This window comes from Pseudomonas sp. GW456-L13 (assembly GCF_017350115.1).
Taxonomy (GTDB): domain Bacteria; phylum Pseudomonadota; class Gammaproteobacteria; order Pseudomonadales; family Pseudomonadaceae; genus Aquipseudomonas; species Aquipseudomonas jessenii.
In genome coordinates this window covers 3,018,461-3,032,717 of record NZ_JACNAS010000001.1, presented here as the reverse complement: position 1 = coordinate 3,032,717, position 14,257 = coordinate 3,018,461, and the positions used below count along the sequence as shown (strand labels likewise).

Genomic DNA, 14,257 nt, shown 5'->3' with positions numbered 1-14,257 from the left:
GCGCCGAACCCTCCCTTGAGCTAGCGTAATACCAGTACCGCCGAGCCCTGCGATTAGTCCTTAGCCCCCTATCCATGTTTAACTTGAACGTTCATTCAAGTTAAACCGGCGGTTCGCTGCCCGCTCACAACAGGAGGCTTGCCTTTGCTGAGTCCGATTTCTACAGCCACGTTTTACCCCTTCGAGGTGCACCGAACATGAGTGCATCGTCCATCCCTCCAAGCGGCCTGATCCGCATGAATCCGCCGGTGTTCTGGTTCTCGGCAAGCTTCATTCTGTTGTTTGGTGTCGTTGTCATCGCCATGCCCGAGCAGGCCGGTGCCTGGTTGCTGGCGGCGCAAAACTGGGCGGCCAACACGGTCGGCTGGTATTACCTGCTGGCGATGACCCTGTATCTGGTCTTCGTGGTGGTCACCGCCTTGTCCGGCTACGGCAAGATCAAGCTCGGTGCCGACCACGACGAACCCGAATTCAGTTATTTGTCCTGGGCCGGCATGCTGTTCGCCGCCGGGATCAGCATCACCCTGTTTTTCTTCTGTGTGTCCGAGCCGCTGACCCACATGCTGCAACCGCCCCAGGGCGAGGCCGGTACGGCAGATGCTGCGCGCCAGGCGATGCAGATTCTGTTTCTGCACTGGGGCCTGCATGGCTGGGGCGTGTTCGCCTTTGTCGGCATGGCGCTGGCCTACTTTGCCTACCGGCATAACCTGCCACTGGCCCTGCGCTCGGCGCTGTATCCGTTGATCGGCAAGCGCATCAATGGCCCCATCGGCTACGCGGTGGATGGCTTCGGCATCATCGCCACGGTGTTCGGCCTAGGTGCCGATATGGGCTTCGGTGTGTTGCACCTCAACTCGGGCCTGGACTACCTGTTCGGCATCGCCCACACCCAATGGGTTCAGGTCGGCCTGATCACCTTGATGATGGGCGCTGCGATCATCGTTGCCGTATCCGGCGTCGACAAGGGTGTGCGGGTCATGTCCGACATCAACATGCTGCTGGCCTGTGCGCTGCTGCTGTTCGTGTTGTTCGCCGGCCCCACGCAGCACCTGCTCAACACCCTGATCCAGAACCTTGGCGATTACCTCGGCGCCTTGCCGATGAAGAGTTTCGACCTCTACGCCTACGACAAACCCAGCGACTGGCTGGGCGGCTGGACAGTGTTCTACTGGGCCTGGTGGATAGCATGGTCACCGTTCGTGGGCCTGTTCATCGCTCGGATTTCCCGTGGTCGCACCATCCGCGAGTTCGTCTTCGGCGTGCTGTTGATTCCGCTCGGCTTCACCCTGGCGTGGATGTCGATCTTCGGCAACAGCGCCATCGATCAAGTGCTCAACCACGGCATGAGCGCTCTCGGCATGTCGGCCATCGACAATCCGTCGATGACGCTCTACCTGTTGCTGGAAACCTACCCGTGGAGCAAAACCGTCATTGCGGTCACGGTGTTCATCAGCTTCGTGTTTTTCGTCACCTCCGCCGACTCCGGCACCGTGGTGCTGTCGACGCTGTCCGCCAAGGGCGGCAATCCTGATGAAGACGGGCCGAAATGGCTGCGGGTTTTCTGGGGCGCGATGACCGCATTGGTGACCAGCGCGCTGCTGTTTTCCGGCAGTATCGATGCGTTGAAGTCGGCGGTGGTCCTGACCTCGTTGCCGTTCTCGCTGATCTTGCTGTTGATGATGTGGGGGCTGCACAAGGCGTTTTATCTGGAATCGCAGAAGCAGATTGCGCAGATGCATTCCTTGGCACCGGTGTCCGGTTCACGGCGGGGCGGTTGGCGCCAGCGCCTGAGTCAGGCGGTGCATTTCCCGTCGCGGGATGAGGTCTACCGTTTCCTCGATACGACGGTGCGTCCGGCGATTGAAGAAGTGTCTGCCGTGTTCACCGAAAAGGGTTTGCACGTAGCGACACACCCGGACCCGGCCAATGACAGCGTCAGCCTGGAAATCGGCCATGGCGACCAGCATCCGTTCGTTTATCAGGTGCAGATGCGCGGCTATTTCACGCCATCGTTTGCCCGTGGCGGCATGGGTTCCAAGCAACTCAACAATCGCCGTTACTACCGGGCCGAAGTGCATTTGAGCGAGGGCAGTCAGGATTACGATCTGGTGGGTTACTCCAAGGAACAGATCATCAACGACATCCTCGACCAGTACGAACGGCACATGCAGTTCCTGCATCTGGTGCGTTGATCAAGGCCTTCACGTTTCGGAGGTCAACACCATGAACAACACCAGCGCCGCCACCGGGACACCGAACACGGCGCTACCGACCACCAGTTCGCTGCTCAATGGCTGGCCGGCATGCACTATGCCGACTGCGCCATTGATCAGCGTCAGCGCCAGCCACAGCAGGATAAAACCGTAGGCCAGGGTCTGGCGGGTGAAGCCGACTTTCTCGCCGATGTAGAGCATCAGCGCCAGGAGAATCAGGCCGAAGGTGATGATGATGGTGGTGTGCATGAACTGTCCCGCCCTTCAGATGTGCATTGCTTTGGAGGCAGCCATCGCGAGCAAGCTCGCTCCCACATTGATCTTGGTTGCTCACAAAATTTGTGCTCAAAGGAGATCCCCTGTGGGAGCGAGCTTGCTCGCGATTGGGGACGCTGCGGTCTCAGTGTGAACTCAGTTAAACCAACCCGCCATTCACCCGCAAAATCTGCCCATTGACCCAACCCGAATCCGGCCCCGCCAGAAACGACACGACACGGGAAATGTCCTCCGGCTGCCCCAGACGCTCCAGCGGCGCCATCTCCGCAAAACTCTGAATCTGCTCCTCACTCTTGCCGTGCAAAAACAGCTCAGTCGCCACCGGCCCGGGAGCCACCGCGTTGACGGTGATGTTGCGCCTGCGCATTTCCTTGGCGAATACCTGGGTCAGAGATTCCACTGCCGCTTTGCTGGCGATGTACACCGCGTAGCCCGGCAGGTTCATGCCGACGGTGCTGCTGGAGAAGTTGATGATCCGGCCACCGCTGTTCAGGCGGGTTGCCGCTTCACGCAGGGTATTGAAGGTGCCGCGAGCGTGGATGTTGAAGTTCTGCTCGAACAGTTCGTCGCTATGTTGCGCCAGCGGCAGCACTTTGAGGGTTCCGGCGTTGTTCACCAACACATCGACCTTGCCGAACTGGGTTTCAACCTCGTCGAACATCCGGCGTACGTCGTCGGCGTTGGCTACATCGGCCTTGATCGCCAGGGCCTGGTAACCGGCCTGACGCAGCTCCACCACCAGTTTCGACGCTTCGGTGGCGCTGCTGGCGTAGTTGATGGCAACGGCGAAACCTTCGCTGGCCAGTTGTTTGGCGATGACCGCGCCAATGCCGCGGGAGGCGCCGGTCACGATGGCAACTTTCGGAGTTTGATGAGCCATGTTGGTGTTCCTGTTGATGGGGTGTGAAGCCAATTTCACATGTTTACTCAGGGCGATAAATGCACGAGAGTTGCCTTGACTGTTCAATAATCGCCAACAATCGAGTGCCTGGAGTGAGCTGTGGACCAAGTCAAAGCGATGAAGGTTTTTGTGCGGATCTACGAGCGCAGCAGCTTCACGCAGGCTGCCGATGACCTGAACCTGCCACGCGCGACGCTGACCCACACCTTGAATCAGTTCGAGGCCTGGCTGGGTACGCGTTTGTTGGAGCGCAGCACGCGTAAAGTGCGTCCGACGCTGGATGGCGAGGCGTACTACCTGCGTTGCGTGCAACTGCTGGCAGAGCTGGAAGAAGCGGAATTGGCGTTTCGCGGTGTGGCACCGAAGGGGCGGTTGCGGGTGGACTTGCACGGGACATTGGCCAAGCACTTCGTGATCCCGGCTTTGCCACAATTCATGGCGCGTTATCCCGACATCGAGCTGTCCATCAGCGAGGCTGACCGCTTTGTCGACCTGATCGCCGAAGGCGTCGACTGTGTGCTGCGCGCCGGCACTTTGAGCGACTCCGCGCTGATCGGAAAACGTGTCGCCAACCTACGCCAGATCACCTGCGCCAGCCCTGCCTATCTGCGTAAAAACGGCGAGCCAAAAAGCCTCGACGACCTGAGGAACCACCGCGCGGTGAACTACGTCTCACGCACCACCGCCAAGTTGTTCCCGTTCGAATTCATGGTGGACGGCGAACTCAGGGAAGTGACCATCGATGGCGCCGTTTCGGTGTTCGGCGCCGAAATCTACGCAGCCTCGGCCATCGCCGGACTGGGCTTGATCCAGTGCCCGCATTACCGGATGGAAACGCAGATCGCCCAGGGGCTGGTGAAGGAAATCCTCACCGAGACACCGCCGCCGCCAATGCCGGTGTCAGTGCTTTATCCACACAATCGACACATGTCGCCACGGGTTCGGGTATTTGTGGATTGGTTGGGAGAGGTGTTTGCGCAGGCCCGGTAGCTGGTAAATGGGGAGCATGTGAAACGTTTCAGCCATTAGTCGAATCCGGGGTTTTCTGGCGTCTGTCCGGGCGTATGCTGGGCGACTGGCAAAGCAGTCGATACCAGATTCAAGACAGACAAGAGAGGATTCGATGACTTACACCGCTGCCGAAAACCGCTACGACTCCATCCCTTACCGCCGCGTGGGCCGCAGCGGCCTGGTGCTGCCGGCGCTGTCGTTGGGCCTGTGGCACAACTTCGGCGACAGCACGCCGATCGATACCCAGCGCGCGTTGTTGCGCACGGCATTCGATCTGGGCATCAACCATTTCGACCTGGCCAACAACTACGGCCCGCCGTATGGCAGCGCCGAGATCAACTTCGGCCGTTTACTGCGCGAAGACTTCAAGCAGTACCGCGACGAGCTGATCATTTCCAGCAAGGCCGGTTGGGACATGTGGCCCGGCCCTTACGGTCAGGGCGGCGGTTCGCGCAAGTACGTGCTGGCCAGCCTCGACCAGAGCCTGCAACGCCTGGGCGTGGACTACGTCGACATCTTTTATTCCCACCGCTTCGATCCGGACACCCCGCTGGAAGAAACCGCCAGCGCACTGGCCACTGCGGTGCAGCAGGGCAAGGCGCTGTACATCGGCATTTCGTCCTATTCCGGGGTGAAAACCCGCGAAATGGCGGCGTTGCTCAAAGAGTGGAAAGTGCCGCTGCTGATTCACCAGCCGGCCTACAACCTGCTCAATCGCTGGGTGGAAAAAGACCTGCTCGATACCACCGACGAACTCGGCACTGGCGTGATTGCCTTCACGCCGCTGGCGCAGGGATTGCTGACCGACAAATACCTCAACGGCGTGCCGACGGATGCACGGGTCAATCGTCCGGGGGGTGGTTCGTTGCAGGCGTCGCACTTGTCCGAGGCCAACATCGCCCAGGTGCGGGCACTCAACGAAATCGCCAGGCGTCGTGGCCAGAGCCTGGCGCAACTGGCGCTGGCCTGGACCCTGCGCGATCCTCGGATCACTTCGGCCTTGATTGGCGCGAGCCGGCCGGAGCAGATCATCGAAAACGTCGGGGCGTTGAAGAACCTGAGCTTTAGTGCAGAGGAACTGGCGGAGATTGACCGGTTTGCCCAGGAAGGCGGGATCAATCTTTGGGAGAAGCCTTCGACGGCGGAGTAACTTGTCGGCGTCAGTTCCGTCCCCATCGCGAGCAAGCTCGCTCCCACAGTGTCCGTGTCGTACACAAAGCCTGTGAACACCGCCGAACCTGTGGGAGCGAGCTTGCTCGCGATGGGGCCATCAAGGTCAGTACAAAAACTGGCTGTTCACCGAAAGAAAGGTACATCCCCCAACACCGTCGCCCGCTGCATCACCCGCCGCGCAGGCCGGTAGTCATCCACCGCGTAATGCTGGGTCACGCGGTTATCCCAGAATGCGATGTCGTCTTTCTGCCAGCGCCAGCGAATGGTGAATTCCGGCCGCGTTGAATGGGCGAACAGGAACTTCAGAATCGCCTCACTCTCGGTTTCCGACAGCTCGTTGATCTTCGAAGTGAAACCTTCGTTGACGAACAGCGAGCGGCGCCCGCTTACCGGGTGCGTGCGGATCACCGGGTGCGACAGCGGCGGATTCTTGCGCCGTGCTTCTTCCCACTGGGCCAGTGCCTCGGGCGTGTTGCCATAGCGCTCCAGCGGGAACGAACGGGTGAAGTCATGGGTGGCGGTCAGACCTTCGAGCAAGGTTTTCAGCGGCGTCGACAGGGCTTTATAGGCGGCAATTCCGCTGGCCCATAACGTGTCGCCACCAAACTCCGGCAGCAGCTTGGCACTGAGCACCGCGCCCATGGCCGGGGTCGGCAGGAAGGTCACGTCGGTGTGCCAGATCGCGTTGTCGCGCACGTCGGTGACGGCGGTGTCGAGGATCAGCACTTCCGGTTGTTCCGGCACATTGGGGTAGATCGGGTGAATGTGCAGGTCGCCGAAATTCGCGGCGAATCGCGCCTGTTGCTGTGGCGTGATCGGCTGGTCGCGGAAGAACAGCACCTGATGCTTGAGCAGGGCCTGTTCGATGGCATCGCGCTGTTCAACGTTCAGCGGCTGACTGATGTCGATGCCGCTGATCTGTGCGCCGAGGGCAGAGCTTAGGGGGACGATGGTCAAGTCACTCATGGTGATTCTCTTGAAATTCGGGGGTGTTGATTACTGTGGGAGCGAGCTTGCTCGCGATAGCGATATGTCAGTCACAACAGTGGTGTCTGACACTCTGCAATCGCGAGCAAGCTCGCTCCCACAGGGTTTCTTACAGGGTAATCATTCAGTGAACCTGACCATGCCACGGCACCAGTTTGCGTTGCAGGGCACGCAGGCCGAGCTCCATTGCGAAGGCGATCAGTGCGATCACCAGAATCCCCAGTACCACCACATCGGTGACCAAAAACTGTGCGGCCGATTGCACCATGAAGCCCAGTCCACTGGTGGCGGCGATCAGTTCGGCGGCGACCAGCGTCGACCAACCCACGCCGAGGCCAATGCGCACACCGGTCAGGATATCCGGCAAGGCACTCGGCAAAATGACGTGGCGAATCAACTGCACGCGCGTTGCGCCGAGCGACTGCGCGGCACGCAGTTTGGCCGGGTCGACCGTGCGCACACCGGTGGCGGTGGCAATGGCAATCGGGGCGAAGATTGCCAGGTAGATCAGCAGCACTTTCGACAATTCACCGATGCCGCACCAGATCACGATCAGTGGCAGATAAGCCAACGGAGGAATCGGCCGGTAGAACTCGATCAGCGGGTCGAGCACACCACGGGCGATACGGTTGGCGCCGATGGCGATTCCTACCGGCACGGCGGTGAGAATCGCAAAGCCGAGGCCCAGACCGATGCGGCTCAGACTCGCGCCCAGGTGCTGCCACAGGGTTGAATCCATATAACCCGAGGTCGCCAGTAGCCAGCCTTTTTGCAGCACGGCGGAAGGTGGTGGCAGGAACAGCGGCTCGATCAAACCGGTCGCCGTCACGGCCCACCATATGGCAACGAGAACGACCAGCGTCAGCACACTGATCCAGCGAGTGCTCAAACGGCGACTTGCCGGAACTACGGCTGAGCCTGGCGTTATCGCCGCGACGGGAATTTCGTAACTGCTCATGCGCGCTCCTGCCGCTGGGCGGCGCTACGTTGGGAGAACACTTTGGCGAGTACGTGTTCGCGGGTTTCGATAAAACGCGGGTCGGACTTGATCGAGCGGGCCGACTCACCGGCGGCATAACGCTGACCAAAATCGAGGCTCAGGCGTTCGACGATTTGCCCCGGGTTGGGCGCCAACAGAATCAGGTCGGTGGCGAGGAACACGGCTTCTTCGATGTCGTGGGTGATCAGGAACACCGGCTTGGCGGTGCGTTGCCAGACTTGCAGCAACAGCTCCTGCATCTGCTCGCGGGTAAAGGCGTCGAGGGCGCCGAAAGGTTCGTCCATCAGCAACACGCGCGGGTCGGCGGCGAGGGCGCGAGCCAGGCCGACACGCTGCTTCTGGCCGCCCGAAAGCTGCCAGATGCGGCGCTGTTCAAAACCGGACAGATCGACCAGGGCGAGCATTTCCCTGGCGCGAGCTTCGCGTTTTTCCCGGGCGATACCGGCCAGCTCCAGGCCGAACCCGACGTTGGCCAGCACGTCTTGCCATGGCAGCAGCGCGTCGTCCTGGAACACTACGCCGCGCTCGGCACTCGGGCCTTTGACGGGCGCGCCGTCGAGGGTGATGCGCCCGGCGCTGGGTTCGACGAAACCGGCAATCAGGTTCAACAGCGAAGTCTTGCCACTGCCGGACGGGCCGAGGGCGACCAGCAATTGCCGGGGCCCCAGGCTCAGGGAGATATCCGCCAACACCGGTTCCGGGTTGCCGGGGTACTGTGCGCTGATGCGCTCCAGCTGTAGCAAGGCCATCGCGTTGACTCCCGATCAGTTGGTGATGAACTTGGCGCTGACGTACGGCGCGTAGTCCGGCAGCACGGCCTCGACCTTGCCTTGTTCCTTGAGGAACGCCGCGGTGTCGGTGATGGCTTTGGTGGTCGGCGCGCCGAGGGTGAGCACCTGGTCAGCCGCCAGCGGGTAGACGTTGCCTTGCAGCAGCAATGGAATGTCACTGGCCTTGGCACCAGACAGTTTTACCAGCTTGTCGACGTTGCCCTGATTGGCGAGCCAGGCTTGCGGGTCTTTGCGGTAATCGGCGTAGGCGTCCAGGGTCACTTTGGCGAACGCGGTGACGATCTCCGGGTGCTTCTCGGCGAAATCCTTGCGCACGATCCAGGCATCGAAAGTCGGTGCGCCGAACTTGGCCAGCTCGCCGGAGGTGATTAGCACTTTGCCGTTTTCCTTGGCGACACCGAGGGCCGGATCCCAAACGTACGTGGCGTCGATGTCACCGCGTTTCCAGGCGGCAATGATCGCGGGTGGAGCCAGGTTGAGAACGGTGATTTTCGACGGGTCGATGTTCCAGTGCTTCAGCGCGGCGAGCAGGCTGTAGTGGCCGGTGGATATAAACGGCACGGCGATTTTCTTGCCGATCAGGTCTTGCGGGGTCTTGATCCCGGAACCGTCGCGGGCGACCAAGGCTTCGGCGGCGCCGATCTGGGTGGCGATGAGGAAGGTTTCTACCGGGACTTTGCGAGTGATGGCGGCGGTCAGGGGGCTGGAACCGAGGTAGCCGATCTGCACGTCACCAGAGGCGATGGCGGCGATGATATCGGCACCGTTGTCGAATTTGCGCCAGCTGATATCGGCCTTGGTGGCCTTTTCGTAGGCGCCGTCAGCCTGGGCGACTTTCGCCGGGTCAACGGTGGTCTGGTAGGCGACGGTGAAGTCGGCCGCCTGGGCAAAAAAACTCGCGGTAGCCAAGGACGCGGCCGCCAGCAAGCGTAGAGGGAAAGTCAGTTTCATCAGAAAGCTCCTTGTCAGGCGACCGAGTGTCGGCGTGAGAAAGAGACTAAATGATCTAAGAATTAGAAAATAAATAACTTTTTAGAATTAGCTTATGAGAGGACAACTTGAGGAGCGACCGCTACGCGGTCATCGCGAGCAAGCTCGCTCCCACAGGGTTTAATGGTGTTTGCACGATTGTGGTCACACCGAGAATCCACTGTGGGAGCGAGCTTGCTCGCGATAAGGTCCGCAGGACCTTCGAAGGTTAGTTACTGATCGCCAGAATGCTCGCCTGATACGCCCCGACAAACACATCGAAATCACCGACTTCGTTCTGCTCCAGCTCAGCCTGCTGAGCCAGCGACGAACGCGCCCGCTCTTCAAACTGCGCCTGTTCCTCAGCCGGCAACGGCTCGCTGCGGAAGAACTCGGCATGGGCCTGGCTCTGGCGCAGGGAGAACTGGGCAAAGCTTTCCTTGTGTTCGGCCATCGCCGCCAATACCTGGGCCGACGGTGTCAGGGACGGGTCCTGGACCTTGGCCATCTGGGCGTCCAGCGCCTTGCTGTGGGCATCGCTGCCATGGCTCTGGTCGAGCATCGCCGCCAGAGGGGCGATTTTTTCCAGCAGCTCGCCGGCCCATTCCTTCAGGTCAACCGGCTGGCCATCCCGTTGCAGTTGCAGGCCCGGACGACGACCTTCCTTGACCACGCTGAGGAAGTTCGAAGTCGCGTTGCCGCAACTGGTGCTGGTGAGCAGCGGGCTGTCGTTGAGCGCGCAGTACAGCAGGAACGCATCGAGGAAGCGTGACTCGGTAAGGTCGATGCCCATCGGCAGGAACGGGTTGATGTCCAGGCAGCGTACTTCGACGTACTGGATGCCACGGGCCATCAGTGCCTGGATAGGGCGCTCGCCGGTGTAGGTCACGCGTTTGGGGCGGATGTTGGAGTAGTACTCGTTTTCGATCTGCAGGATGTTGGTGTTGAGCTGTACCCACTCGCCATCCTGGTGGGTGCCGACTTCGACGTACGGCGCATACGGCGTGGCCACCGCTTTGCGCAGGCTGTCGGTGTAACTGTTCAGATCGTTGTAGCACGGCGTCAGGCCGGCCTGGGCGTTGCTCTGGTAACCCAGGTCGCTCATGCGCAGGCTGGTGGCGTACGGCAGGTACAAGGTCTGCGGGTCCAGTTGTTCCAACTGGTGCGAACGACCACGCAGGAACCCGGTGTCCAGTGCCGGCGAGGCGCCGAACAGGTACATCAGTAGCCAGCTGTAGCGGCGGAAGTTGCGGATCAGCGCGATATAGGACGACGACTGGAAGTCGCGGTCGGTGCCGACAAAGCCTTCGGCCTGCTTGAGCAACGGCCAGAGTTTTTCCGGCAGGGAAAAGTTGTAGTGGATGCCGGCAATGCATTGCATGGTCTTGCCGTAACGCAGGGCCAGACCCTTGCGGTAGACGTACTTGAGCTGCCCGATATTGGACGTGCCGTAATAGGCGATCGGGATATCTTCCTCGGCCGGCAACGGGCACGGCATCGATGGGCTCCACAGATACTCGTTGCCGAGCTTGCTGTAGGCAAAGCGGTGAATGCTGTCCAGGCTCGCCAGCGTATCGGCAGGATCGGGCAGGGCCGGGGTGATGAACTCCAACAGCGACTCGGAATAGTCGGTGGTGATCTGTTCATTGGTCAGCGCGGAACCCAATTCTTCCGGGTGCGGCGTTTGCGCCAGGCGACCTTCATCGGTCACGCGCAGGCATTCACGTTCGATGCCGTGAAGGCACTGTTCGAGCAGAGAGAGGTTAGCGCGCTCGCCGAGCAGGGCCAGGCGGCGGTTGAGAAGTTCGCTCAAGTTGGATTCCTTCACGCGTCAGTCGCCCCAATATGGGGGTGGGCAAGACGGTCTACAAGGGTGAAGTTAAAACTGGCGTTTTCGCCTGGTTTTGTAGGAGCGAGCTTGCTCGCGAAGAGCCTGAGGGCGGCGCGTTCATTCAGAGAACACGCGTCATCGTTAACGTCCATCGCGAGCAAGCTCGCTCCTACAGGATGTATTGCGCTGAAATTAACTCAAATTGATGACGACTAGCTACAGGACAGCGAACGTGCCTTGTGCTTTTGCGACCAGTTTGTCGCCCTGCATCACATCGGCTTCAACCACCAACGTGCGGCGGCCCGGATGAATCACCCGTGCCGTGCACATCACCTCGCCGTCAGAGACGGCGCGAATGTAGTTGATCTTGCACTCGATGGTCGCGCTCTGCTGGTCAAAGCCGTGGGTGCTGGAACAGGCCAGCCCCATGGCAATGTCCACCAGGCTGAACAAGGCCCCGCCGTGCAGCTTGCCGCCGCGATTGCGCAGTTCCGGTTCCAGCGCCAGGGCGACTTGCGCCACCCCGGTTTCCAGGCTGTGCAAGCGGCAGCCCAGCAGCTTGAAAAACGCGCTTTCGGTCAGCCCGGCGGGAATGTCCATCAACGTTTCTTCAACTGCTTGGCATTGGCGAACAGTGAAGCCATGGCGTTGTTGCTCGGGGCCGCTGCCGTGGTTTCCTTGCGCGGTGCGGTGTTCTGGGATTGGCGTGGCGCCGAACCCGGACGTGCGCCGCGGGCACCGTCGATTTTCTCGCCCGGAGTGTCGCTCATGCGCATCGACAGGCCCACGCGTTTGCGCGGGATGTCGACTTCCATGACCTTCACTTTCACCACGTCACCGGCCTTCACCGCTTCTCGTGGATCCTTGATGAACTTCTCCGAAAGCGCAGAGATGTGCACCAAACCGTCCTGATGCACGCCGATATCGACGAAGGCACCGAAGTTGGTCACGTTGGTGACGACGCCTTCTAGGATCATGCCCAGTTGCAGGTCCTTGAGGTCTTCGACGCCTTCCTGGAACTCGGCGGTCTTGAACTCGGGGCGCGGGTCGCGGCCGGGCTTTTCCAGTTCCTGGAGGATGTCGGTCACGGTCGGCAAACCGAAGGTTTCATCGGTGTACTTCTTCGGATCGAGACGCTTGAGGAACGTGGCATCGCCAATCAGCGAGCGGATGTCACGGTCGGTTTCGGCGGCGATGCGCTGAACCAGCGGATAGGCTTCCGGGTGAACCGCCGACGAGTCCAACGGGTTTTCGCCGTTCATGACGCGCAGGAATCCTGCGGCCTGTTCGAAGGTTTTTTCACCCAGGCGCGCGACTTTCTTCAAGGCTGCGCGAGTCTTGAATGCGCCGTGCTCATCGCGGTGGCTGACGATGTTCTGCGCCAGGGTCGCGTTGAGGCCGGAGATCCGCGCCAGCAGTGCCACGGAAGCCGTGTTTACGTCGACGCCGACGGCGTTCACACAGTCCTCGACCACTGCATCCAGGCCACGGGCCAGTTTCAGCTGCGACACGTCGTGCTGGTACTGGCCAACACCGATGGATTTCGGATCGATCTTCACCAGCTCGGCCAATGGGTCTTGCAGGCGACGGGCAATCGACACGGCGCCACGGATCGACACGTCCAGGTCCGGGAATTCCTTGGAAGCCAGTTCCGAGGCGGAGTAAACCGATGCGCCGGCCTCGGAAACCATGACCTTGGTCATTTTCATGGCTGGGTATTTTTTGATCAGTTCAGCGGCCAGCTTGTCGGTTTCGCGGCTGGCGGTACCGTTGCCGATGGCGATCAGGTCCACCGAGTGCTTGGCGCACAGGGCGGCGAGCACGGCGAGGGTCTGGTCCCACTTGTTGTGCGGCACGTGCGGGTAAACCGTGGCGTGATCCAGCAGCTTGCCGGTCGAGTCGACCACGGCGACCTTGCAACCGGTGCGCAGGCCCGGGTCGAGACCCAAAGTGGCGCGCGGGCCGGCTGGGGCCGACAGCAGCAGGTCGTGCAGGTTGTGGGCGAATACGTTGATCGCTTCGGTTTCCGCGCCATCGCGCAGCTCACCCAACAGGTCAGTCTCCAGGTGGGTGTAGAGCTTGACCTTCCAGGTCCAGCGCACCACTTCACCCAGCCATTTGTCGGCGGCGCGGTTCTGGTTCTGGATGCCGAATTGCTGGCCGATCATGCCCTCGCACGGGTGCATGGTGCCCGGCAGTTCGTCGCCGACTTTCAGCGCGGAGCTGAGGATGCCTTCGTTACGGCCACGGAAAATCGCCAGCGCGCGGTGCGACGGCATGCTTTTGAGCGGTTCGTCGTGTTCGAAGTAATCGCGGAACTTGGCGCCTTCCTCTTCCTTGCCGGCAATCACGCGGGCACTGAGAGTGGCTTCCTGCTTGAGGTAGCTGCGCAGCTTGTCCAGCAGGCCGGCATCTTCGGCGAAGCGTTCCATCAGGATGTACTTGGCGCCTTCGAGGGCAGCCTTCACATCGGCCACGCCTTTTTCCGCGTCGATGAAACGTGCGGCTTCGGTTTCCGGGCTCAGGGACGGGTCGTTGAACAGGCCGTCGGCCAGCTCGCCCAGGCCTGCTTCCAGGGCGATCTGGCCCTTGGTGCGGCGCTTCTGCTTGTACGGCAGGTACAAGTCTTCGAGACGGGTCTTGGTGTCGGCGAGCTTGATGTCGCGTTCAAGTTGCGGGGTCAGCTTACCCTGCTCCTGGATGCTGGCGAGGATGCTGATACGCCGTTCGTCGAGTTCTCGCAGGTAGCGCAGGCGCTCTTCCAGATGACGCAATTGCGTATCGTCGAGGCTGCCGGTCACTTCTTTCCGGTAACGGGCGATGAAGGGAACGGTAGAGCCTTCATCGAGTAGCGCGACGGCCGCTTCGACCTGTTGTGGGCGTACACCGAGTTCCTCGGCGATGCGGCTGTTGATGCTGTCCATAAAACCACCTGACAAATTGTGAAAGCAGGCTCGCAGGCGCAGAGATAGGGCCTGGGCGAGTCTGGTTGAGCGGCCTGGCCTGCGCCGCTACCTGGATCAAAAGGTATCCCGTTGACCCGTGAAATCGAACAATTACTGCCGGCGCCATGAAAAAAAATGGTGTCCGTCTGTAGTACCTGTC

General features: G+C 60.8%; 12 protein-coding genes. 3 read left to right on the top strand and 9 right to left on the bottom strand.

The annotated features are described in order from the left end of the window. The first annotated feature begins 236 nt into the window (after nt 1–236). Complete coding sequence (betT, locus tag J4D25_RS13650) at nt 237–2,192, top strand: choline transporter BetT (RefSeq protein ID WP_191626061.1); 1,956 nt, start codon at nt 237–239, stop codon at nt 2,190–2,192. A gap of 9 nt (nt 2,193–2,201) precedes the next feature. On the opposite strand, the gene J4D25_RS13645 is transcribed toward betT, so the two are convergent. Both J4D25_RS13645 and J4D25_RS13640 read right to left on the bottom strand, forming a co-directional pair. After that, a complete protein-coding gene (locus J4D25_RS13645; RefSeq protein ID WP_057712476.1) occupies nt 2,202–2,462 on the bottom strand; it encodes a hypothetical protein in 261 nt (86 codons plus the stop codon). A 166-nt stretch (nt 2,463–2,628) separates the two neighbouring features. Beyond that, nucleotides 2,629–3,369, bottom strand: a complete 741-nt coding sequence (locus J4D25_RS13640; RefSeq protein ID WP_057712475.1) for an SDR family oxidoreductase — start codon at nt 3,367–3,369, stop codon at nt 2,629–2,631. A 120-nt stretch (nt 3,370–3,489) separates the two neighbouring features. Here J4D25_RS13640 and J4D25_RS13635 point away from each other — a divergent pair, with 120 nt between their 5' ends. Together J4D25_RS13635 and mgrA are read left to right on the top strand one after the other, a co-directional pair. Beyond that, complete coding sequence (locus tag J4D25_RS13635; protein ID WP_057712474.1) at nt 3,490–4,380, top strand: LysR family transcriptional regulator; 891 nt, start codon at nt 3,490–3,492, stop codon at nt 4,378–4,380. Nucleotides 4,381–4,513: 133 nt separating this feature from the next. After that, complete coding sequence (gene mgrA / locus J4D25_RS13630; RefSeq protein WP_057712473.1) at nt 4,514–5,551, top strand: L-glyceraldehyde 3-phosphate reductase; 1,038 nt, start codon at nt 4,514–4,516, stop codon at nt 5,549–5,551. A 146-nt stretch (nt 5,552–5,697) separates the two neighbouring features. Here the strand turns inward: mgrA and tauD are convergent, their stop codons facing one another. The 7 genes from tauD to J4D25_RS13595 form a co-directional block, all read right to left on the bottom strand. After that, on the bottom strand, nt 5,698–6,540 hold the full coding sequence (tauD, locus tag J4D25_RS13625; RefSeq protein WP_057712472.1) for a taurine dioxygenase: 843 nt from the start codon (nt 6,538–6,540) through the stop codon (nt 5,698–5,700). Nucleotides 6,541–6,685: 145 nt separating this feature from the next. Next, on the bottom strand, nt 6,686–7,519 hold the full coding sequence (gene tauC, locus J4D25_RS13620) for a taurine ABC transporter permease TauC (protein ID WP_057712471.1): 834 nt from the start codon (nt 7,517–7,519) through the stop codon (nt 6,686–6,688). Next, nucleotides 7,516–8,310: a taurine ABC transporter ATP-binding subunit gene (gene tauB / locus J4D25_RS13615; protein WP_057712470.1), complete on the bottom strand. Its 795-nt coding sequence runs from the start codon at nt 8,308–8,310 to the stop codon at nt 7,516–7,518. The genes tauC and tauB overlap by 4 nt, the downstream gene beginning before the upstream one ends. Nucleotides 8,311–8,325: 15 nt before the next feature. After that, nucleotides 8,326–9,303, bottom strand: coding sequence for a taurine ABC transporter substrate-binding protein (gene tauA / locus J4D25_RS13610; protein WP_057712469.1), 978 nt, complete (start codon nt 9,301–9,303; stop codon nt 8,326–8,328). Nucleotides 9,304–9,550: 247 nt separating this feature from the next. Continuing rightward, nucleotides 9,551–11,134, bottom strand: coding sequence for a glutamate--cysteine ligase (gshA, locus tag J4D25_RS13605; protein ID WP_057712468.1), 1,584 nt, complete (start codon nt 11,132–11,134; stop codon nt 9,551–9,553). A gap of 234 nt (nt 11,135–11,368) precedes the next feature. Then, entirely contained in the window at nt 11,369–11,752 is a 384-nt protein-coding gene (locus tag J4D25_RS13600; protein WP_007972875.1) for a PaaI family thioesterase, read from the bottom strand. Continuing rightward, the gene (locus J4D25_RS13595; protein ID WP_057712467.1) at nt 11,752–14,076 is read right to left on the bottom strand and encodes a Tex family protein; all 2,325 of its coding nucleotides are present in this window, start codon (nt 14,074–14,076) and stop codon (nt 11,752–11,754) included. Before J4D25_RS13595 ends, J4D25_RS13600 begins: the two co-directional genes overlap by 1 nt. Nucleotides 14,077–14,257 lie beyond the last annotated feature (181 nt).